Here is a 19,593-nt window from a genome sequence, read left to right as displayed (position 1 = left end):
ATTTTATTCATCAAAAAACGCTGCTCTATGTAGTCGGACTACACCGATGTGACGACATAGCACTTGTGCAGCAAGACCTCACGGCCGGCAAAACACCGACCGGACACATTTTTCTATCCTTAACCAACAACCAAGGCTCAAAGACGAAAAACCAGCCACGTCAGGGAGAAGTTGACGTGGCTGGAAGTACGCCGGCAGAGCTTGAGTGCGCCCTAGCCCATATATCTACTGGCCTACCACCCGACGGCGACGACGCGCTGCGAGTTCATCTCCGAGGGTAATGACTTTGCCTTCTTGGTCATCCATGCCGTCGATACGCTCGGATGGGAAGGCCGAAATCGTGCCCGTGAGTTCCTTCATAATGCCGGGGACTGCAATTCCGAACACGCCCTGTCCGCCGCCGAGAAGGTCAATGACCTCCTCGTTGGAGCGACACTCATACACGGTGGTGCCATCAGAGACGAGGGTGATGTTGGCGAGGTCATCGACACCAAGGTCGCGCAGCTTATCGACGGCCAGTCGAATATTCTGCAGCGAGATGCCAGTATCCAAGAGCCCTTTGACGATCTTGAGCACAAGAATGTCCTTGAAAGAGTACAGGCGTTGCGAGCCCGAGCCCTTGGCACCGCGAATGGAAGGCACGACGAGCTTGGTGCGCGCCCAGTAGTCGAGCTGTCGGTAGGTGATTCCCGCTACCTGGCATGCGATTGGCACGCGGTAGCCGACCTCCTGGTCGGGGCCCATGTCGAACAGGGATTCCTGCACTGGACGGCGCGCATTGTCGTTGTGGCTATTCACGTAATTTCTCCCTTGTAGTTTCGCTTAGGGGCGAGTGGTCCCAAGCGAAAACGTGCGATGTTCCTATTGTTAGGCAAGGGGGCGCCGTCGTCAAGCATTCCTGGGCACCGGGCCTTAACCTTCAACCTTAGCTTGAAGCTTAGGCGAAGACTGCCTCATTGTCACCTTTAATCACAGGCGTGTCGTTTGGAAACTTTACTTTCGGCGCACCAGGGAGAATTAGTGTGGGCCACCGAGGTCTTCGTCAGATACCCCCAGCTCACGCATAAAGGCCGCGAAATCGTCGTCGTCGGAAGCGGTCGGTGCCTCGGATTCGGCCTGGAAGGTAGTTTCTTCAACAACAGCAGTGCCAGTGCTTACCATCTCGACGCCGTCGGAAACCATGAAGTCGAACGTGCGATTGAGCTCGCTAATTGGCATGTACACCGAGTTTTCCACCAAAGTCGCTTCTTCGACTGATATCGGAACTTCCACATAGAAGAGCAAGCCGGCAAGATCGGAAGGTCGAAGCTCTATGCTGCGCCCCGACTCAAACTCAATCTGACCATAGAAGGTGCCCTGGAAATAAGTCGAGATCGCCAGCGAAACTACTTTGTCTTCCCCACCGTTAAGTAGGTCGGAAAGTGCCAACACAGCGTCCGGACGGAATTCATCTTCCCACACCGGGCGTTTGCGCAGGTTCGCAGCGGTTTCTGGGGACACCCAAATCGGCAGCACCCGACTTTGCTCGGCCCACCAAAAGACCATGCAGTCTTTTTCGGCTGGCCCGAGAGTGCTTACCCCCAGGTAGTCGACATGAATGAGCGCCATCGCTATCCCAGCTGGTCTCGTAGCGCGTTCTTGACCAAAGAAGCATGCAACGAGACAACCAACGCAGTCATATTTTGCGAGGTCTCTGCGGCGCGTTCCCGAGCAACGTCGCTACGCGAATGCGCAATCGGTGCCGCTACCTGCGCAATCAAATCTGCTTGACGAACAGCGCTGTTACGCAGGGAACGCAGCTGCCGAACGTCGAAACCAAATTCCTCCAATGCCATACACGTAGAGACAATGCGCACGTCATCGGCCGTAAAGAAGCCCGAAAGGTCAGCCTTGATCAGTCCAACTTTGACCATCTCAGCCACGGTCTCCAGGCGGACGTTTGCTTGGTTTGCCACGTCTTCGGCAGTCAGGCGCGAGGCAACAGGAGCTCGGAAGTTCTCAGGGCTGATTAGCGGGCTTACTTCGCTCCGCAGCAGCGAGGTCACGGTACCGGCATCCATCGCCTCCAACTGCTCCCGAATGACTTTCAGTGGCAGGTAGTTATCCCGCTGTGTCACCAGAATGTAGCGCAGCCGTTCCACGTCCGCTTCAGTGAAACGCCGGTAGCCGGATGCAGTGCGCTGAGGCGACACCAATCCCTCTGATTCCAAGAAGCGGATCTTCGACACGGTGATATCGTCGAATTCCTGCCGCAAGCGCTCCAGAACCACGCCAATAGACATCGTTTTCGGAGCCTTGGGCTTGGTGGCCTTGACCTTCTTTGGGACGGCCAATGCGGAGGTGCCAGAAGCTTCTGATTGCGGTACAGCGCTCACGGGATTAACTAGTCTTTTCGTCGTAGCTGATGGAAAGGGAAAAGGTGGAATGCACAATAATAACTACACCAAATGAGAGAGCCAAAACCCTCGTGGTGTAGTTATCGTGCGCGCGGTCGGCGCTCGGGCTTGTCGACGCCCGTCGTCCGAACCACCGGTAGTTTTACGCCTTCGGGCCAGCGAGGAATACCAAGCGGAATTTGCCGATTTGAACCTCGTCACCGGTAGAAAGGACCTGGGAGTTCTTTGGCTCGCGGTTAACGTAGGTACCGTTGAGGGATCCGACGTCAACGACCTCAAACTCGCCATTGTTGAGGCGGAATTCAGCGTGACGGCGAGACACCGTGACGTCGTCGAGGAAGATATCGGATTCTGGGTGGCGACCTGCAGTGGTGGTTGCCTGGTCCAGCAAGAAGCGGGAGCCAGCATTTGGGCCACGCTTTACTACCAGCAGCGCTGAACCTGCAGGCAAGTTGTCATTGCCCGCAGCGGCAGGGGTAGACCCGGCGCCGGATTCCATCTCCTTTAGCAGATCGGCACGGAAAACAGAGGTGGTCTCGACCTGTGCGTCTGGGATACCGGTGTTATCGCTCATATTATTCAAACCTCCGGGCTTAAAACTTGCCTGTCAAAAGTAGTGGCTCCATCATACCTTGAATCTGCCGCACCTCGGGCACAGCTTGGTTCAGATATTGCGACGATAGCCCATAACAATCAAACTTACTTGAAAATCGATGCGATGCCAGAGATCAACGATTTACCCTTGTTTGCCAGCGGATTATCGCCCACCATGTAGGTCCAGGTGGCCGAAGGACGGTTGAGACCAGCGTCACTGAGATGTGCGCCGTCCTCATCGATCCGCACTGACTTGAAGGTCTGCACTGCCTCGTCAACCGCCGTCTGTGCCAAGGTCTTGAACTCGGTTACCGCGATACGGTGGAACTCATCGATTGGAGTTTCGCGGGCGATCGCCTTGAGGTGGATGGACTCACGAACGTCGTCGAGCAGGGCTAGGTGTTCGCTCCAGCCGTTGTCGAGGTGGAAGAGCATGATGTCGCGCGCCGCTTGCACGCGAATGTCTTCCGGAAGGCCCATGAGTTCGGCGGCGCGCTCGGGGGCACGTTCCGCGAGTTCCTGCCAGGCTAGGTCGGTGTCGAGCAGGCGGGCACGACGGGCGTCGATAATGCTGCGCTGGTCGGAGATGAGCTTGTTGTACTTCCACGTCTGTGCGTGGATTTCGAGCAGTTGACCTTCAGTGACGCGCTGGCAGTGGTCGACGAAGCGCTGGGCGCGACTGCTTTCGATCAAGCCGTCAGCACGCGGGGTCAAGGTCACGTCCTCCCCGGCGCCGCCGGAGACGACCACGTCATCTTCAAGCGAGACGAAGAACATGCTCAACCCCGGGTCGCCCTGGCGGCCAGCGCGGCCCCGCAACTGGTTGTCCAGACGGGACGAGCGATGCTTCGCCGTGCCGATCACCGCGAGACCGCCGAGCTCCACCACCGCGTCGCGGTCGCGTTCATCCGCGCCGCCGAGCCTGATGTCGGTGCCACGACCGGCCATTTGAGTAGAAACCGTCACCCGACCGATGTCGCCTGCTTCTGCGATGATGCGGGCTTCCTCGGCGTCGTTCTTAGCGTTCAGCACCGAGCACTCAATGCCTTGCTCTCGCAGCGCGGTCGCCAGCTGTTCCGACTCCGCGACATCCTGAGTGCCGATGAGCACCGGCTGACCTTTCGCGTGCAGTCCCGCGATTTCGCTCATGATCGCGCGTTCTTTATCGACGTTGGTCGCGTAGATGCGATCGGCTTGATCGAAGCGTTGCAGCTCCCGATTGCGGTCGATGACCGAAACTCGAAGGTCATAAAACTGGCGCAGCTGATCCGTCGCTTCTACTGCGGTCCCTGTCATGCCACACACCCGCGGATACCGGCCCAGAAGCGCTTGCAAGGTAATCGAATCGAGAATACGCCCGCCGTCAGTTACGTCTAGGCCCTCCTTGGCCTCCACCGCGGCCTGAATTCCGTCTGGCCAACGTTGTAGATCAGCCACGCGGCCCTTGGATTCGTCGATGAGCAGCACTTTCCCTTCGCGGACGATGTAGTGCACATCTCGCACGAGCAAGGCTCGGGCGTGCAAAGCGAGGTTAACCTGCACCAGCGTGGTACCGACATGTTCATCGGAATACAGCGAATCTATCCCCAAGGCTCGTTCGACCTTGTGCGCGCCCGCTTCCGTGAGGAACACATTGCGGCGATCGTCATCGATGGTGAAGTCATTGTCTTCAGTCAACCCGCGGACAATGTGCGTGATCTGCCCGGTGGGGGCAGAACCTGGGACGCTTCCTGCGAGGACGAGTGGGACCAACGCTTCGTCGACAAGCACGGAGTCTGCTTCGTCGACGATGGCGACATCCGCACCCCGCTGTACTGCGTCTTCACGTCGCGTGATGAGCTGGTCCCGCAACACGTCAAAGCCGATTTCGTTGACTGGAGCGTAGACCACGTCGCTAGCGTAGGCCACGCGTCGTTCCTCCGGGATCATCCCCTCGGTCACGGATGCCACGGTCAGGCCGAAGAACTCCACTAGCGGGCGGTTCCACTCGGCGTCGCGTCGCGCCAAGTAGTCGTTGACAGTAATAACGTGCACCCGCTTGCCGAGCAGCGCGTAACCTGTGGCGGCCATCGCGCCGACCAGCGTCTTGCCTTCGCCAGTAGCCATGTGGACCACATCGCCCTCCAGGAGACGCAGCGTCGCCTGGGATTGCACATCAAAAGGCGCAATCTTGAGCGTGCGCTGGGTGGCCACACCGAGCACGGCGAGAAACTCAGCCGGATCAGCGAGCTCACCTTGCGATGTCAATGCGCGGGCGCGATCAGCCAACGCTGCATCGTCGAGCTCAGCCAACGCTTGCGCAGCCGACTGCGCTTTAGCGACGACCGCTTGGCTCTTCTTCTGGTTGCGTCCCGATTTACCGCCGAGAGCTTTCCATAACCAATCCATCGCGGTGGTCTCCTCTAATCAAAGTGTGAGCTTATCCCCCTCAGTTTAGTCAGCTTGAGCAACCTCACCGCCATCCCGCGGGCAAACTGATGGAAACCCCAGTTTGCTGTGCAGTAAGGTGGGGATACGCACCAATAAACAGCTGTTAATTCTTAGGCTAAAAATTATTTAACATCGGGGTGTTGTGGGCATCGACGGTGGTCTATCCCACCATCGAAAAACCACAACCGCCACCCCACCAGCGGAAAGGCGCACCACATGGAATCAATCAGCGTGAAGTTTCCGAGCAGCGCTGGCTACCAACTAGCAGCCACCCTCGACATGCCTGACACCATCCCTCAGGCTTATGCACTGTTTTCGCACTGTTTCGCTGGTTCTCGATTCACCCCAGCGGCTGCTCGAACCTCCAAGTGGCTGGCAGAACACGGCATCGCCTGCCTGCGTTTCGATTACCCAGGACTTGGGCAATCAGAGGGCGAGTTCGGCGATACTTCATTTTCGATGAACGTGGAAGATCTCAAGGCCGCCGCCGCTTGGTTAGCGGACAACTATGCGGCTCCGCAGCTGTTAATCGGACACTCTCTCGGCGGCGCGATGGCACTGCGCGCTGGCGCAGACATCCCTTCGCTTCGCGCGGTGGCCACGATGGGCGCTCCCTTCGACCCGGCGCACGCTGTGCTGCACTTTGCGGACAAGATCAGTGAGGTCGACGAAAACGACGCGGTGACCGTCACGTTGGGTGGCCGTGACCTCACAATTTCTCGGGGGTTCCTCGAAGATCTAGCTGAGATCAATCCGGAATCTTACATCGGTAAGCTGCGCAAGCCACTCCTGATTCTACACTCCCCAATCGATCAAACGGTAGGCATTGATTCCGCGCAAAAGATCTACCTGGTAGCTCGCTACCCCAAGTCGCTCGTTTCCCTCGATAAGGTGGACCACCTGATGACCAGGGAGGGTTCCGCCCAATATGCAGCAAGCTTGATTTACCATTGGTTCTGCAATTTCATTAAGCCCGAACCAGGTAGTGACGACCCGATTAACCTCGGCGAACACGTCGCACAGGCGCACTCGACGAAGGCCACAAAGTATTCCGGCTACGTCGATGCCGGCTCCCGCAGGCACTTCGTGGACCGCACGAAAGAAAACGGTGGCAAGGACACAGCTGCCTCACCCACCTCGCTGCTGTTGGCGGCGTTGGCGGCCGATACCAACCAGAACATTCGTGAAGCCGCCTTGGCCCACCGTATCCGCACCCTAGAAGACGTCAAGGTCGATGTCTCCCTCGATGGAGAGACGATCAACCGTGTCGTCACACTGGTTGGCGAACTGAACGAAGATCAGCGCAACCAATTGGCAGCGGCCGTAGCCGGTGGCCGGGTGCAAGCGCTGCTCGGAGCCTCGATTCAGGACACCGTCCAGTGAACGATTCCGACCGCTGCCCGTGCTGCTCGGGGCTGAGCTACGGCGAATGCTGTGGTCGCTATCACCGAGGTGCTGCCGCCCCTACCGCTGAAGCGCTCATGAGGTCACGATTCAGCGCCTTCGCTACCCACAACGCCGACTACCTGCTGCAGACCTGGCACGAGGATTCCCGGCCAGCAACCTTGGGTTTCGATGATTCGATCGAGTTCTTCCGCCTCAATATTTTGCACACTACCGGCGGTGGACCATTTGATACGCACGGCACCGTCGAATTCGAAGCCTTTTACCGGGCTGGTGGCACCGTTGGCTCCCAGCGCGAGAACTCGAGTTTTACCAAGGTCGATGGTTGCTGGATTTACACGCAAGGAGAATTCGTATGACCACAATTACTGTTGCTGCAGCAATTATCCGCAATGCTCGTGGTGATGTCTTGACAGTCCGCAAACGCGACACCGAATTCTTCATGTTCCCAGGCGGAAAACTGGAGCCCGACGAGCTCCCCCTCGACGCACTCCACCGCGAAGTTCGCGAAGAACTCGGGATACGCCTCACCCGGGTGACCCACTTCGGCGACTTCGAAACTCTAGCTGCGAACGAAGACGCCACCCTACGGTCCACCGTCTTTCAGGCCGTATGTACCGAAACACCGACTCCAGCCAATGAGATCGCCGAGCTGTGTTGGGTCAACCCCCAGCTTCCCCAGGTGCCACTCGCACCCCTGCTTGCCGACGCCGTCTTCCCTACTCTCCCTCCGGCCATCAATGCCATCACCGTGTTCTGTGGCTCTGCTAGCGGCAACTCGCCCGCATTCACCACTCGGGCACAACAGCTCGGCAGCGCGATGGCCGAGAATGGCATCGATATGGTCTACGGCGGCGGGCACGTCGGCTTGATGGGGAGCATCGCGGACGCAGTGTTGGCCGAGAACGGCCGTGCGGTCGGAATCATCCCGCAGCACCTCGTCGACCGCGAGATTGCCCATAAAGATCTCAGTGAGCTGGTAGTGGTAGCCGATATGCACGAACGGAAAATGGCAATGGCTGAGCGCTGCGACGCCTTCATTGCCATGCCCGGCGGTGCCGGCACCCTCGAGGAACTCTTTGAGGCATGGACCTGGCAAATCCTCGGACTCCATCGCAAACCCATAGCCCTCTACGGGCGCGACTTCTGGGCCCCCATGCTGACCATGGTGCGCGACATGGTGGACCAAGGTTTTATCGCCAGCCGGTTCGCCGACAACCTCATCGTTGCCGACACCCCTACTGAGCTGCTACAACTCTTGCACGGTTGGCAGCCGTCGGCCGCTAAGTGGGACTGATTTTTGCCGAGGTTTTCCGATACGGTATCTTATATTTCTAGTTCAGTTTTCCCGCTAGCCCCGAGCTAGACCGGAGAATCTGGACAACGGGCTGTGGCGCAGTTTGGTAGCGCACTTGACTGGGGGTCAAGGGGTCGTCGGTTCAAATCCGGTCAGCCCGACACGAAAACACCACCTGAACAGTGCAGATGGTGTTTTTTGTTTGACCGTTTCCTGTTCCCCAACTACTCCGATTTCACGTTTACCGCACGCTTTGAAATTGGGGCCATGCGATCAAACGTCGCCGTGTAATCCCCCGCCTCATGCCACTTCGCAATGTAATGCCGATCCGTAACCACCGGGGAGGTGTGCCCCAACTGGCGCGCCGCCTCCTCAGGCCCGAGTTCTCGAGCAATGCGAGTAGCGACACCACTTCGGAACCCCTTCAACTGCCACCCCTCGTATGCCGTCCCTTCCAGTGCTTCACGGAACGCCCGGCGCACATTTGCCAGTGAGTACCACGTCCCCGCCCTCGAGGGAAATATCTTTTCCGACGTAGCTAGACCGCGCCACTCCTCCAGCTGAACGACCAGCCAGCTGGGGAGCATTAGTCGCCGGAAACCCCGCTCAGTCTTAGGCAAGTCCTGGCGCACCGAAGTACGCCCTTCATCCTCGATTACTGTCCCCGCCACAACAAGCGTTGCGGGAGTGGCCTCGAGGTCCACATCCTCCCATTTCAGCGCCAAAATTTCACCGGGGCGCATACCTGTTCCGATCAATAGCTCAACCATAAGAGACAGCGGCATGAGCTTACGGTCCGTCTGCCACGCCGCGACGCTCTCACGAATACCTTTCAGGGTCTCGTCGCTCAGCTCGACGGCGCTCTCAGCCGGGCGTGATGGCAACGTGGCCGCCTCCACCGGGTTCACCTGCCACAGATCAATCCCGAGCTTCATCGCGTGCTCGAACGATGCCTTAAGCACCACCTTGCAGTTACGTGCCGCCGACGGGGCACGCTTCGCGACATCTTCAATCCAGTTGCAGAGGATTGCCGACTGGCACTCATGCAGTTGCAGGTTAGAGATCTTCCGATCCCCGTGCGTGCCCTGTATCGTGGCGATTGCTTTCCGGTAGCCCCGAATCGTTTGTGGGCGTTTCGTGCCGGATTGCTCCATCTTGTCGAGCGTTACGGTCACTAGTTCCTCGAGGGTGCTCTTTCCCGTTATTGGCGCGTCACCGCCCATGTAAGCGACTTTGCGAGCCTTTTTCTCGAGGTTCTGTCGGGCGTCCCGAGCAGTTACCCCTGACTTGCTTATCTGAATTGATCTACCGGCGATTGTGCCAACCCGAGCGCGCGCAACCCAGTTACGGTGCCCGATTCGTTTGGTGGTGATTTCTCCGACTTCACCGATTGCTAGTTTTGGCCTCGCCATTGTTTCCACTGCTCCCTTTGTAAGGTGCAGGTGAAGAAAGTTCGTGTCCAGCCGCTCTGGCAGCTGCCACCATCCGAGAGGCCGTAGCACGGGAGACACCAAACCTTCTTGCGACTTCCAGGGTTGCGGGCTTTCTCTTGGAAATCGCCCCATTGTATACCCACTCAACCAGTGGAAATAGCTTGCTTAGATCACCATGCGGCCATTCAGCGCGTAATGCCAATAGGTTAACTGAATATCGTGGTTCCACTTTTCGGGGAAATTCCCGATCCAGAAATGAATTCACTTCATCCATTAGTTCATTCATATGAAAATCACGAAGATGGGTAGCCGTAATACGACCATCCACCGGGGTGAATTCGATGCTTCTAATCGTCGGATCCCCTTGGGAAAGTTCGATTTCGACAACGAATTGGGCTGAGTTTCCATGTAAGCCGACCACCGTTAGCCACCCGCTAAGCGACTCGCGTTCAATCGGCTGCCGTGGCTCTTCATCGAAGAATTGAGGTGCTTCGCCGTGATTGGTGTCTGCACTGATTTCTTTGATATGCCAGGTCATTCGTCTATCTTCACCTGCACTATTGAGTTATTTCAAGTCCAGATCGACGATACGGCATCCTATGCTGTATCATTCTAGACAGATCGAAGCTTAGCTAGAGTTCGATCTCATTTCAAGAGAGACGGCATAGGTAGCCATCTCAACCCATTTCAAGGAGACTTCATGACCACCCTGGAATCACTCCAATCCATGCTTCGACCCGCTGAATTGTCGGAACTCAGCGGCTTCCCTGAGACCACCCTCGCTACTTGGCGCAGCCGCGGCCGTGGCCCCAAATTCGTTCGCATCATGGGCCGCGTCTACTACCGCAAAACTGACGTAGACGCATGGCTGACCGATCAGATCGAGGCATCCGCGTGATCGACTACCAGGCAATGACCGATCGTCACCTTTGCGAACCCCCATCACATCCAGCAAATGACGACCAAGCCCCTCTGGGCCTTGCATTCGCATACCACAACGCCAGAACCGAATCCGGATCGTCTCGATCTTTCAAAGCGTTTAACACGCACCAAATCCATGCATAAGGAATTACCCATGAAAAACTACAGGCGTACAGACTCACTACTGAGCCAATCCCCAGCAACATCTATCAAATGGGCAGCAGAGCAACTACACAGCAAATACGCCAATGAAAATGGCTACTTCCAAGACGAAACTCTAGAGGAGATTTACGACGCTCTCGACCAGATCCAGGCCGAGCAAAACACAACTGGGCTCGTTGTCGAAACGTTCACCGACCCTACCGACGGATTCGCCGAAATCACCGTGTCCGTGAACTATCACCCAGGACAAGCCCCTATGAGCATTGCCCTCAGCCCCTCCCAAGCCTGCGAACTCATTTCTTCGCTTGCGGTAGAACTCGCACGCCTTGAAAAGGGGGCCTTAACCAAGTGACCGCCCCAAGCAAGAAAAAATCGCCCCGCATGGTTGCAGCCAGCGAGACGATACAGAGAACAAACGATTCCTTACGGATTATAGGCCAAAACGAAGCCGGGCACGAGCCCACACCATATGAGGTGGCTGAAACACATCACCGGGCCATGCACTACGAAACTTGCGTACTCTTCCTAGCTTGCCTACTTAGCCTCGACGGCAAGGACGCATCCCGACTCCTCGAGTACCTACCCGACGAGAAAATGGCACATACCGGCCTCGCAGTGATCCACGATGCTATGAGCACCGCCGCTGGTACCAGCGGCCGCATGACGAGCGAAGAGGTAAACCGCGTGCTCCTCGCCGCCGGGGCTCTCCAGAACAACACCACGATGCAGGCATGGCTCCAGGTAATCGCCCCACCGGGTCACGTGGTCGTGGCGGGCTTCCACCAAGCACGACAGCTCGCAGAATCAGCCGCCGAATCGTATTACCGCATGCAGGTGGCGGACACGTTTCGTTTCGACCAGCCGACCCCGTTCACGGCCCCGCTAGAGGAGCTGGACGGCATGGCTAAGGTACGTATCGACTTGTTGCGGGACGCGTGGCCTTCCAAGTTCCGAGATAAGAGGAAGGAAGCAGCAGCGTGACCCGCAGACTTGAGAGCGCATACACCCTCCAGCAATGGAAGCAGCTCGAGAAGGACGTTTTCGGCACCGTCACTATTGAAGGAGTTAAATATGAACCAGGAGCGGCGTTGACAACGCTGAAAAGTTCAACGCGCGAATGCACACTTTCCCCAATCGCATCTCTGTGCATTGCCATCATGAACGTGTGTGCCGCCGTCCCTCCCGGTACCACGTTCAACGCTGGATTAGGACCCGGCTCACTCAACCAGATACTTGTGCTGGTAGGTGGACCTGGCGCACACAAGGACAGGCACGCATCTCAAGTAGCGAACGCTCTAAAGATCACTCACGATGATATCCCCGTGGAAATCCGCCGACACTCCCCAGGTTCCGGCGAAGGACTCGTAGCAGCCATCACACCGAACAAGGACCAGCAAACTGCACCACCAACTGTATTCGGGGCCTCCGAAGTTGGTACCCTCGCAGCACTCATGGGGCGTACCGGGTCAACCCTCCGCGGAACCCTACTATCCATGTACTCAGGTAACGCACTAGGGTTCACCAACAAATCAGAATCTACCTACATTCCCGAAAACAGCTACACAGTAGGCGTGTGGGTGGGAATGCAACCAGATCGCTCAGATGAACTTTTCAGCGGGAAAGATGATGGCCTCGCTCACCGACTGCTCACCGTCGAACCCTTAGACCCTCAACTTGAAGATGTTGAAGATGGAAAAGAGTTCAGCACGAAAGCACTCGATTTGTCCCCTGTAAGTCTTTCCCGAACACTCGCAGAGACCGGCGTGACTTTCCCAGACCAGGTAGTGAAAGAGACCGTAAGTGCAGCCCGTGACACCCTCAAGTACGGGCCAGCTAAGGACAACAACGGGCACCGTAACCAAACGCGACTCAAACTTGCCGCGGGCATTGCGCTGCTATCCTCCAAGGCGGAAGTTAGCCTAGGCGACTGGCACCGGGCCGGGGCCCTCATGGATTACAGCGACGCAGTTAGGGAACGCTGCATTGCGCATCTTCAGGCTCAAGAAATAGCCGCGGGTGTCGAGAAGCGCCAAAAGGAAGACTCAATTAACGCCAAACTCGAGCGGGATCGACTCAAGAAGGCAGAGACACTAATCATGGACTCACTGGCACATGAGGAACCTGTTAAACGCTCCGCTCTCCGCGATAAGGCCCGGCGTTTTCGTTCAGAGTTTGACGAAATCCTCACGGGTCTCATTTCAGACAAAATCGTCACTAGCGACAAACAGGACTGGTTACGGCAGGGCCCGCGATTTCCTACAAAGCTAAAGCAAGCGTCCTAGCCGTCCTAGCCGTCCTTTCACAGGTCACACCGCGTTTTCAGTGTCCTAACCGCCCTGTCCTAGGTGTCCTACGCCCTAACAATCTAGGACACCAGAGGACACCCACCTAGGACACCCAAAATAGGCCACGACCAGCGGGAGGACACCTAGGACAGGTAGGACACCTACCCCAGACCGAAAGACAACGAACATGCCAAAGATCCGCCTAAGTAAGCTCGCCCAAGCCCTATTCCTAGCCACGGTCAAACGCGACCACAAAAACTACTGGACCATCCGCAACGCAATCCCCGCCGACGCAGAACCAACAATCAACTTACTGCTTTGCAGAGAACTCCCCAACCTCGACTACTTCATGGCCCCCAACCTCACACCCCAAGAAACCGAAGCCCGCGCAACCAAAGTCAGCGGAGCCACAGAGCAACGCCTCACCCAACTTGAACGCATGGAGGACTAACCCCTCATGACCAATCAACCGACAGGTACAGACAAGAAAAAGACCATCACCGCCGCTAAAGTTCGAGAGCTCTACGAGCAGAATTTAGGCCGCAACGAAATAGCCCGACGGCTAGGCACTAACACCTACCAAGTGGATAAAGCAGCGAAGCGTGCCGGGATCACTTTCGATGCCACCCACACGCTCCGAGCTGCCCAAAATCGAACAGCACACGCCTTGTTGGAACGCATCGAGCTTGCTGAGAAATTCCGCTTTATCTCCCGCATCTTCATTCAAAAGGTGGTTGAAGGTGAAGATCTGACACCCGCGGCCGCCCGTGAGCTCTTAACGTCAGCGGGTATCGCAGCGACTAATGACGTGAGGATCGGCAACCTGGTTCAGGACATGCTCCCGACAGGTACCGAGGATGCTAGCCAGGAGGCTGTCTTGGAGGCGATTCGAACAGGGTTTAAGACTATCGAGGAGTTGGACCTGGATGAGCTCATGGGCGGGCAGGATTACTAGTCCCCTTCTACCGGCTCACGTCGTAGCAGCTCTTGCAACAGCGTTTTGTTTGTAAGGGCTGCTAGTGCGTTATTGGCGGCCGAATAGGGGCGCATATCGGAGGGGGTGAGCTTGCCTGCTTGGAGAAGCGCCCGGATCGGGTCGGCTTTGTAGGCGTGCGCGATGTTGAGGACGAGGTCCGCTGTTAGAGGTGTTGTGCCGTTGATTTGTCGGTTCAGTTTGGTGTGAGATATGCCTAGGCGTTGTGCGATAGCATGGCGGGAGTCGGTTGTGATGTTGAGGAGCCATGCCGGTTCTGGGGAACGTCGCTTGTCTTCGGTGCTCATACGTTCCACCCTAATGGACATGCCGCGATTATTGAACAGTTGAACACTTCCCCATTTTCATCGTTTTCAATGGCCACAGGGTTGCAGAATGCATATTTTCACCCTTGTGAATCTATAAATGTCCGATAATGTATGTTATGTCATATTGGAACGATTATGCACCATTTGCATAAAGTGGATACTCCATCAATCCGAACTGAGATCATAAACAAACGTGGGAAACAATCATGAAAGTCGAGTCAGCTCAACAGGCTTACAACGTCGTGATGGCAGACACCACCATTCCTCACCATGAGAGCATGCTTACCAAGAAAGTGAACTGGAACGGAGAATACTTCATGGTTTGCGCCGATACCTTTTACGACGGGGCTCCATCCTTATCCTTCGCGGTTAAGCCTTCCACTGGAGAGATCGAGGTCTGGCACCACGGCCACCCGCGTAAAAACGAGTTTTACAAGAACGACTACACCGAGCAGTAGGTAGATTAATCCCTAGAACCAGAGGGGGTGAAAACAACTTATTTTCAAGCCATACAGACATACAGAATTGGATACAAAATGATACCCATTCCGACCACTTACCGTGAGTTCTACCCGGAGCTGTGCGAGATCATTGATTACGGTCAACGGTTCATTGAGGACGCCGCCTGGGACGCGTACAGCCAAATGCTTGACGGTGAGGAAGAAGGCGCCGTCGAGTCCCTAGTGTCCCAGCTCGTCAACAACGGGCACGGGATCCCACCGCATCTATGTGAGTGGGCCGAGGGATATTTCCTTGAAGGTGACCATCGAGTCATTGATAAGCTCCGAAGCATTCGAGGTCACACCGACTAGCCCTGACCTATTTTGTTCCTCCCACCCCACTCGCGGCGGGCCTTTTTGCCGCACTCAACTGAACGCCACGCCCTTCCTGCTACAACACTCCTACACCCCAACCAGGAAGGAGCTGCCACAAATGGCAACGATCAACACCAACGCCCTAGCCAACGATATTCGCACCCTCTACGCAGCACTACGCGCCACCGCCGACACCATCAACGCCGACACCGCTTACAGCGCCGAAGGCAAGCGCCAGCAATGGAACAACATCGCCACCAAATACGCACCTAAGCTCGCAGAACTCGAGACGAAGGTGAACCAGCTTCTCCCTGCCCTCGATGCGCATACCACCAGCCTCGAGGACGAATACATAAACCCAAGCACCATTCCTACTAGTCAGCGCGTAGTCGCCGAGCTTGCAGCCGCCCGCACCCTCAACCGTGGCTCTATCTCGTACAACGACGCTAAGGCCCGTATTGAGCGCATGGCTATTGAAGGCACCGCTGAATATGCGGATGTGATCCTCAACCAGGAAGCGATCATGACTGGGGCACTCGATATGGCCACATTCCGCGCTCTGCTTGCCGAAGCATCGTCTCTCTACGGTGAGGCAATCAAGCAGCGCCCTTACCTTGAGGCCGCGATCAACAACTATTTCAAGCAGTGGCTCAACGCGTCCCGCCGCCTCCTCAGCGACGTAAATACTCCAGACTCGTACCCAGAGACCTCGATCCCAGCGATCGAGGCGATCACCGGCGCGGTTGGTTTCACTCTCCAGGTACCGGCTTAACCAGCCGCCGACGGCACCCCTCCCACAACCGTGGCGCGGGTGCCGCCCACGTCTCCCAACGCCTGCCACAGTTGAGCACTCCAGCCTTGAGAAACCCGAATTTCCCGCCCTGCCACCGAACCACGAACCCTGCTTTCAGCGCCCCAAATAAGGCTAAGAAAACGTCACGTGACGAGGCAATACGCATGTGCCAGCACTGCCACATGCGTACGTCGTGCGCCCTCGACGCACTCAAAGCTGGGACCAGCCTCGACGGGTGTTTCGAGAGCCCCGCCAGCGACGTGATCATGGCCGGGGTGCATTGCAAAGGTGATACTGCCACCGCGCGAGCCCTCGCAGAAATCGCGGGCGAACCCGTGCCCACATACCGTGGCACCGCCCCACGACCAAAAGCAGACAACCAGTGTGTGAACTGCCATGAGCCTATGGTCCCCTGGACACGTGGGAAAGTACCCATGGGCTACGTCATGCACTATGCCCGCAACTTTTGTACCAACTGCCGAATTGCCTACTTGAAGGCGATGAAAGGCCAGGAGAAACGCAGTACTAACAGAACGCTGGTCAATGGCCGCCCGAAGAACTGTAGGAAGTGCCAGCGCCCTATGGTGCCAATCGGCCACCGACCGGGTCAGGGTGAAGTGAAGCACCTTCGCGGGGGCGTATGTGAGACATGCGCTAACGCTCCGCGCTCGAAACGGCTCAAGCTACTGCCAACCCCACCAGTATCTGAGCCCCCGGTATCCGAACCGCTAGCTCCTCCAGCACCAGCCATATTCCCGACCAGCGAACCACCCACCCGACAAGCCGATACAAAGGAACCGACAGTGAAGCAACGACTCGACAGCCTGGAGCAAGCGTTACGCCAGCATCTCGAAGTCCTAGACACCATCGAAGCTCTGGAGCAGCAACTACGGGACCGACTAGAGCAGATTGAACAACGTCTAGGCACCCACATCCAACCCGCCGGTGGCGCCAAGCGTAAGCCTACGTCTGAACGAACAGATGAAGATCAACTTGAGCGCCGTCGTGCAGCTGAACGGGAGCGCCGCCGCCGACGAATTGAAGCAGAGACCCCAGAGCAGCGAGAGCGCCGACTAGCTAAAGAACGTGAACGGTATCAGCAACGCAAAGCAGCTGAAACCCCCGAACATCGAGAGGAGCGCCTAGCCAAGCGAAGGGCACGAAAACGGGCCAAGAATGAAGGGGACTAACTTCACGGTTACTCAACGGAATGAATTAACGTGTATCAAGTTCTAACAAACTGAAACTATGTTTTACCAGCAGAAACCATAACTAACAGCAAACCCGGTCACCTTCACGCTAACCTCAACTAACATCGTCAATATAATGAAGTAGGGTCAAGGGGTCGTCGGTTCGAATCCGGTCAGCCCGACCACTAACTTTTCTTGGAAGTAACGATGGCTTTCATTCCTCCCATTTCCCGTCGCGAAGCACCAGTGTTCCGGGACTCCTCTCACCGCACGACCATCGGGTCAGCCTTCGTTGCAGAAACAGACACTTATGCTCGGGTTCGGCCGGGCTATCCATCGGACGTCGTGAAGCTTTTGCAGGGCACTGCCCCACCTGGTTTGGTGGTCGACATCGGCGCGGGCACCGGAAAACTCACCGAGCAGCTTCACAGCTGGCGCCCCGGGCAGGTAGTGGCATTGGATGTGAGTCGGGAGATGATCGCTGAGCTGCGGAGTCGGCTGGACGTCCCGGCTTGGCAAGCTGCTGCGGAAGAGACTGCCCTGGCATCCGATGCGGTGGCCGTGGCGTGTTGTGCGCAAACTTGGCATTGGGTTGATGTGGAGCGGGCGAGTGCGGAACTGGACCGTGTCGTCAAGGCTGAGGGCTGTGTGCTTTTGGCGTGGAACACCATTGATGTCACCGAGCCGTGGGCCCATCGGTTTACGCGGATTGCGCACTCGGGTGACATCCAGCGTGATGGATTTTTGCCAGATGTCCGGGACCCTTGGAAGCTTTCGGACCTCGTGCGGGTGAAATGGAAGCAGTCTCTAGAAGCGCGCGAGCTGTTCGACCTCATGGCTACCCGCGCGTATTGGCTGCGGGCCAGCGACGCTACGCGCGAAAAAATGACCGCCAATCTCAGCTGGTTTCTCTATGAGCACCAGGGATGGCGGCCAGATTCGGAAATCGAGTTGCCGTATCGAAGCGATATTTTTGTCTATCGGCGCTGACCTAAGCGCGGTAGTACGAAATCGTGGAGAACTGTCCGTCCACATGGAAGATGCCGCTTGCTGCTGATTGAATCTTCTTAGGCTGCGAATTCAGCGCCACGATGTCACGCTGTTGCAGCAGTTCGCCGGTAGCGAGCGAAATCGTGGTGAGCTTGTTTCCAGTATCGGTTCCCGACACGAAGGTCAACGCACGACCATCCGTGACCACTTCGTCATTGGCGAACACTCCCGGTACCGACCACAACACCTCCGCGCCACGACGCGCTGTAATGAGCCCAGCCATGTCATTCGAGATCACAAGGTCACCCACCTGCTTCTCGACGTGTACTCCCGGTAGCTTCGCGTCGTCGGCAAGCTGAGCCAATTCAGTGAGTGGCTGACCGTTTTTGGTCAGTTCGATGGTAGCTGCGCCCAGCTGCACGTCGACGGCGTCAGCCGCAACAGTGATGTTCGAGGCAGTTCCAGCGACAGTTGCCTCCGCGGTCCGAGGCACTGTTACGGTCCAGCTAGCTGCAGGCTGCGCAACCGTTCCTGCGGCAACTTGGAGCTCACCGGCACCAGTGCTGCGGGCCGAGTAAAGGATTCCGTCAGCGAAACCGAACGCTTCAGGTGCAAACCCAGGGTTTATAGCTTCACCGAAAGTCGCAGTGGAAGGATTGAAAGGTGCCCACTGCCCCTTATTTTGACGACATGGCAGCGCCCCACCGAGATCCACCGCTTGGCACTCCAACGAGCGGTCTTGCCACAGCAGAGAACCGTCCGTCATCGAAAACGCGGCGGAGCCCGCGGAGTTCAGCACAGAACTATGCAAACCGACGACGATAACGTCTCCGATTTGGATTGGGTCAGTGTCAGTTGCACCATAGAGCGGGCCGAGACGCAAACCAGGCAAAGCGTCCTGAACATTCAGGGTCCACTGCGCGTTAGGAGACAACGCAGCCAAGTTACCACCAGTCGTTCCGTCTTGCAGAGCGGGTAGATCACCGCGGACTACCTGACTCGTTGTCGAAGATGGAAAAGTAGAAGTGACATCCGAAGTGGTCGTCCCAGCCACTGAAGAAAAGATAGAACCGCCACGGTGCGGGGTTGTCAACGTGTCAGCATTGCTGACTGCACAACCAGCGACAGCCGCGACCCCAGCGAGCACTGCGAGACCGCCTAAAAAGCGGAGCCCGGCGTGAGGTGCTGAAGTAGTGACCTGCCGCGATGCAACGTGAGAATTCTGTGCCATTTTTCCTACTATCTTGCTTTTTAATGTTAGTTGCCCGCTGCGAGCTAAGCCGCAACGTTCAACGTTCACCTTTAGTACATCGCCGACAGCATCAGTGCGTTAACAAAAGTTAAAGAACTTTTGACCAAAACGAGATCTTTTTGATTGTCAAGCACGGGAACTTGACGGCTTGATTCACTTGAATAACGTCACTACCAGGCGTTTCACGTGAAACATGGGCAACTTATACCACTATAGTCACTTGAGTTACGGATTTCGACGGTTCCGCTACCACTTGGCTGCCGCTTATACTCGAAGTAAAGTTTGAAACCTTAACTTGTTTGAGTTTTGCTTTGTGGCTCGGGCTCCTT

The 19,593-nt window shown here is 56.6% G+C and carries 24 protein-coding genes and 1 tRNA gene; 15 read left to right on the top strand and 10 right to left on the bottom strand.

What is annotated here, in order from left to right:
• Positions 1-225: 225 nt before the first annotated feature.
• From CEPID_RS05915 to secA2, 5 genes are all read right to left on the bottom strand, one after another.
• Positions 226-744 carry a MerR family transcriptional regulator gene (locus CEPID_RS05915; RefSeq protein ID WP_201775220.1) on the bottom strand — a complete coding sequence of 173 codons (519 nt, stop codon included), beginning with the start codon at positions 742-744 and terminating at the stop codon, positions 226-228.
• Positions 745-1,017: 273 nt separating this feature from the next.
• On the bottom strand, positions 1,018-1,608 hold the full coding sequence (locus CEPID_RS05910; RefSeq protein WP_047240169.1) for a bifunctional nuclease domain-containing protein: 591 nt from the start codon (positions 1,606-1,608) through the stop codon (positions 1,018-1,020).
• A 2-nt stretch (positions 1,609-1,610) separates the two neighbouring features.
• Positions 1,611-2,375, bottom strand: coding sequence for a transcriptional regulator FtsR (gene ftsR, locus CEPID_RS05905; protein WP_047240168.1), 765 nt, complete (start codon positions 2,373-2,375; stop codon positions 1,611-1,613).
• A gap of 163 nt (positions 2,376-2,538) precedes the next feature.
• The gene (odhI, locus tag CEPID_RS05900) at positions 2,539-2,970 is read right to left on the bottom strand and encodes an oxoglutarate dehydrogenase inhibitor Odhl (protein WP_047240167.1); all 432 of its coding nucleotides are present in this window, start codon (positions 2,968-2,970) and stop codon (positions 2,539-2,541) included.
• Positions 2,971-3,095: 125 nt separating this feature from the next.
• Entirely contained in the window at positions 3,096-5,378 is a 2,283-nt protein-coding gene (gene secA2 / locus CEPID_RS05895; RefSeq protein ID WP_047240166.1) for an accessory Sec system translocase SecA2, read from the bottom strand.
• A gap of 258 nt (positions 5,379-5,636) precedes the next feature.
• On the opposite strand from secA2, the gene CEPID_RS05890 reads away from it, so the two are divergent.
• From CEPID_RS05890 to CEPID_RS05870, 4 genes are all read left to right on the top strand, one after another.
• Complete coding sequence (locus CEPID_RS05890; RefSeq protein WP_047240165.1) at positions 5,637-6,803, top strand: alpha/beta hydrolase family protein; 1,167 nt, start codon at positions 5,637-5,639, stop codon at positions 6,801-6,803.
• Positions 6,800-7,183, top strand: a complete 384-nt coding sequence (locus CEPID_RS05885) for a YchJ family protein (RefSeq protein WP_047240164.1) — start codon at positions 6,800-6,802, stop codon at positions 7,181-7,183. Before CEPID_RS05890 ends, CEPID_RS05885 begins: the two co-directional genes overlap by 4 nt.
• Complete coding sequence (locus tag CEPID_RS12910) at positions 7,180-8,121, top strand: TIGR00730 family Rossman fold protein (protein ID WP_083984400.1); 942 nt, start codon at positions 7,180-7,182, stop codon at positions 8,119-8,121. The genes CEPID_RS05885 and CEPID_RS12910 overlap by 4 nt, the downstream gene beginning before the upstream one ends.
• Before the next feature lie 87 nt (positions 8,122-8,208).
• Positions 8,209-8,282: transfer RNA gene (locus CEPID_RS05870), tRNA-Pro, on the top strand.
• 63 nt (positions 8,283-8,345) lie between these two features.
• Here the strand turns inward: CEPID_RS05870 and CEPID_RS05865 are convergent.
• Positions 8,346-9,533 carry a tyrosine-type recombinase/integrase gene (locus CEPID_RS05865; protein WP_158408030.1) on the bottom strand — a complete coding sequence of 396 codons (1,188 nt, stop codon included), beginning with the start codon at positions 9,531-9,533 and terminating at the stop codon, positions 8,346-8,348.
• Positions 9,505-10,092 (bottom strand): hypothetical protein, encoded by a 588-nt coding sequence (locus CEPID_RS13305; RefSeq protein ID WP_158408029.1) that lies wholly within the window; start codon positions 10,090-10,092, stop codon positions 9,505-9,507. The genes CEPID_RS05865 and CEPID_RS13305 overlap by 29 nt, the downstream gene beginning before the upstream one ends.
• Positions 10,093-10,254: 162 nt before the next feature.
• Here CEPID_RS13305 and CEPID_RS05860 point away from each other — a divergent pair, with 162 nt between their 5' ends.
• The 6 genes from CEPID_RS05860 to CEPID_RS05835 all read left to right on the top strand — a co-directional run bounded on the left by CEPID_RS05860 (position 10,255) and on the right by CEPID_RS05835 (position 13,877).
• Positions 10,255-10,452, top strand: a complete 198-nt coding sequence (locus CEPID_RS05860; RefSeq protein WP_047240162.1) for a helix-turn-helix transcriptional regulator — start codon at positions 10,255-10,257, stop codon at positions 10,450-10,452.
• A 177-nt stretch (positions 10,453-10,629) separates the two neighbouring features.
• Entirely contained in the window at positions 10,630-10,989 is a 360-nt protein-coding gene (locus CEPID_RS05855; RefSeq protein WP_047240161.1) for a hypothetical protein, read from the top strand.
• Positions 10,990-11,111: 122 nt separating this feature from the next.
• A complete protein-coding gene (locus CEPID_RS05850) occupies positions 11,112-11,618 on the top strand; it encodes a hypothetical protein (RefSeq protein WP_144413468.1) in 507 nt (168 codons plus the stop codon).
• Positions 11,615-12,919: a hypothetical protein gene (locus tag CEPID_RS05845; RefSeq protein ID WP_047240159.1), complete on the top strand. Its 1,305-nt coding sequence runs from the start codon at positions 11,615-11,617 to the stop codon at positions 12,917-12,919. Before CEPID_RS05850 ends, CEPID_RS05845 begins: the two co-directional genes overlap by 4 nt.
• 190 nt (positions 12,920-13,109) lie before the next feature.
• A complete protein-coding gene (locus tag CEPID_RS05840; RefSeq protein ID WP_047240158.1) occupies positions 13,110-13,373 on the top strand; it encodes a hypothetical protein in 264 nt (87 codons plus the stop codon).
• 6 nt (positions 13,374-13,379) lie between these two features.
• Positions 13,380-13,877 (top strand): sugar-binding transcriptional regulator, encoded by a 498-nt coding sequence (locus CEPID_RS05835; protein ID WP_047240157.1) that lies wholly within the window; start codon positions 13,380-13,382, stop codon positions 13,875-13,877.
• Here CEPID_RS05835 and CEPID_RS05830 read toward each other — a convergent pair.
• Positions 13,874-14,203 (bottom strand): XRE family transcriptional regulator, encoded by a 330-nt coding sequence (locus tag CEPID_RS05830; RefSeq protein ID WP_047240156.1) that lies wholly within the window; start codon positions 14,201-14,203, stop codon positions 13,874-13,876. The genes CEPID_RS05835 and CEPID_RS05830 overlap by 4 nt on opposite strands.
• Before the next feature lie 227 nt (positions 14,204-14,430).
• Here CEPID_RS05830 and CEPID_RS05825 point away from each other — a divergent pair, with 227 nt between their 5' ends.
• From CEPID_RS05825 to CEPID_RS05815, 3 genes are all read left to right on the top strand, one after another.
• Positions 14,431-14,682: a hypothetical protein gene (locus CEPID_RS05825; protein ID WP_047240155.1), complete on the top strand. Its 252-nt coding sequence runs from the start codon at positions 14,431-14,433 to the stop codon at positions 14,680-14,682.
• Between the two features lie 78 nt (positions 14,683-14,760).
• Positions 14,761-15,036 (top strand): hypothetical protein, encoded by a 276-nt coding sequence (locus CEPID_RS05820; protein ID WP_047240154.1) that lies wholly within the window; start codon positions 14,761-14,763, stop codon positions 15,034-15,036.
• A gap of 121 nt (positions 15,037-15,157) precedes the next feature.
• The gene (locus CEPID_RS05815; protein WP_047240153.1) at positions 15,158-15,811 is read left to right on the top strand and encodes a hypothetical protein; all 654 of its coding nucleotides are present in this window, start codon (positions 15,158-15,160) and stop codon (positions 15,809-15,811) included.
• A gap of 164 nt (positions 15,812-15,975) precedes the next feature.
• On the opposite strand, the gene CEPID_RS13120 is transcribed toward CEPID_RS05815, so the two are convergent.
• On the bottom strand, positions 15,976-16,230 hold the full coding sequence (locus tag CEPID_RS13120; RefSeq protein WP_144413467.1) for a hypothetical protein: 255 nt from the start codon (positions 16,228-16,230) through the stop codon (positions 15,976-15,978).
• Between the two features lie 405 nt (positions 16,231-16,635).
• On the opposite strand from CEPID_RS13120, the gene CEPID_RS05810 reads away from it, so the two are divergent.
• Together CEPID_RS05810 and CEPID_RS05805 are read left to right on the top strand one after the other, a co-directional pair.
• Positions 16,636-17,022, top strand: coding sequence for a hypothetical protein (locus CEPID_RS05810; protein WP_047240152.1), 387 nt, complete (start codon positions 16,636-16,638; stop codon positions 17,020-17,022).
• 207 nt (positions 17,023-17,229) lie between these two features.
• On the top strand, positions 17,230-18,012 hold the full coding sequence (locus CEPID_RS05805; RefSeq protein ID WP_047240151.1) for a class I SAM-dependent methyltransferase: 783 nt from the start codon (positions 17,230-17,232) through the stop codon (positions 18,010-18,012).
• A 1-nt stretch (position 18,013) separates the two neighbouring features.
• Here the strand turns inward: CEPID_RS05805 and CEPID_RS05800 are convergent, their stop codons facing one another.
• Complete coding sequence (locus CEPID_RS05800) at positions 18,014-19,243, bottom strand: hypothetical protein (protein ID WP_047240150.1); 1,230 nt, start codon at positions 19,241-19,243, stop codon at positions 18,014-18,016.
• Between the last annotated feature and the right edge of the window lie 350 nt (positions 19,244-19,593).

The organism is Corynebacterium epidermidicanis (assembly GCF_001021025.1).
GTDB lineage: Bacteria > Actinomycetota > Actinomycetes > Mycobacteriales > Mycobacteriaceae > Corynebacterium > Corynebacterium epidermidicanis.
Note: the sequence above shows the minus strand (reverse complement) of the source record. Positions and strands in the feature narration are given on the sequence as shown.

Excerpts from the sequence above, each read along its gene's own strand:
- CEPID_RS05915 (WP_201775220.1), bottom strand. The coding sequence starts at position 744 with ATGGGCCCCGACCAGGAGGTCGGCTACCGCGTGCCAATCGCATGCCAG.
- CEPID_RS05910 (WP_047240169.1), bottom strand. The coding sequence starts at position 1,608 with ATGGCGCTCATTCATGTCGACTACCTGGGGGTAAGCACTCTCGGGCCA.
- odhI (WP_047240167.1), bottom strand. The coding sequence starts at position 2,970 with ATGAGCGATAACACCGGTATCCCAGACGCACAGGTCGAGACCACCTCT.
- secA2 (WP_047240166.1), bottom strand. The coding sequence starts at position 5,378 with ATGGATTGGTTATGGAAAGCTCTCGGCGGTAAATCGGGACGCAACCAG.
- CEPID_RS05890 (WP_047240165.1), top strand. The coding sequence starts at position 5,637 with ATGGAATCAATCAGCGTGAAGTTTCCGAGCAGCGCTGGCTACCAACTA.
- CEPID_RS12910 (WP_083984400.1), top strand. The coding sequence starts at position 7,180 with ATGACCACAATTACTGTTGCTGCAGCAATTATCCGCAATGCTCGTGGT.
- CEPID_RS05865 (WP_158408030.1), bottom strand. The coding sequence starts at position 9,533 with ATGGCGAGGCCAAAACTAGCAATCGGTGAAGTCGGAGAAATCACCACC.
- CEPID_RS13305 (WP_158408029.1), bottom strand. The coding sequence starts at position 10,092 with ATGACCTGGCATATCAAAGAAATCAGTGCAGACACCAATCACGGCGAA.
- CEPID_RS05860 (WP_047240162.1), top strand. The coding sequence starts at position 10,255 with ATGACCACCCTGGAATCACTCCAATCCATGCTTCGACCCGCTGAATTG.
- CEPID_RS05855 (WP_047240161.1), top strand. The coding sequence starts at position 10,630 with ATGAAAAACTACAGGCGTACAGACTCACTACTGAGCCAATCCCCAGCA.
- CEPID_RS05840 (WP_047240158.1), top strand. The coding sequence starts at position 13,110 with ATGCCAAAGATCCGCCTAAGTAAGCTCGCCCAAGCCCTATTCCTAGCC.
- CEPID_RS05835 (WP_047240157.1), top strand. The coding sequence starts at position 13,380 with ATGACCAATCAACCGACAGGTACAGACAAGAAAAAGACCATCACCGCC.
- CEPID_RS05830 (WP_047240156.1), bottom strand. The coding sequence starts at position 14,203 with ATGAGCACCGAAGACAAGCGACGTTCCCCAGAACCGGCATGGCTCCTC.
- CEPID_RS05825 (WP_047240155.1), top strand. The coding sequence starts at position 14,431 with ATGAAAGTCGAGTCAGCTCAACAGGCTTACAACGTCGTGATGGCAGAC.
- CEPID_RS05820 (WP_047240154.1), top strand. The coding sequence starts at position 14,761 with ATGATACCCATTCCGACCACTTACCGTGAGTTCTACCCGGAGCTGTGC.
- CEPID_RS05815 (WP_047240153.1), top strand. The coding sequence starts at position 15,158 with ATGGCAACGATCAACACCAACGCCCTAGCCAACGATATTCGCACCCTC.
- CEPID_RS13120 (WP_144413467.1), bottom strand. The coding sequence starts at position 16,230 with ATGGCAGTTCACACACTGGTTGTCTGCTTTTGGTCGTGGGGCGGTGCC.
- CEPID_RS05805 (WP_047240151.1), top strand. The coding sequence starts at position 17,230 with ATGGCTTTCATTCCTCCCATTTCCCGTCGCGAAGCACCAGTGTTCCGG.
- CEPID_RS05800 (WP_047240150.1), bottom strand. The coding sequence starts at position 19,243 with ATGGCACAGAATTCTCACGTTGCATCGCGGCAGGTCACTACTTCAGCA.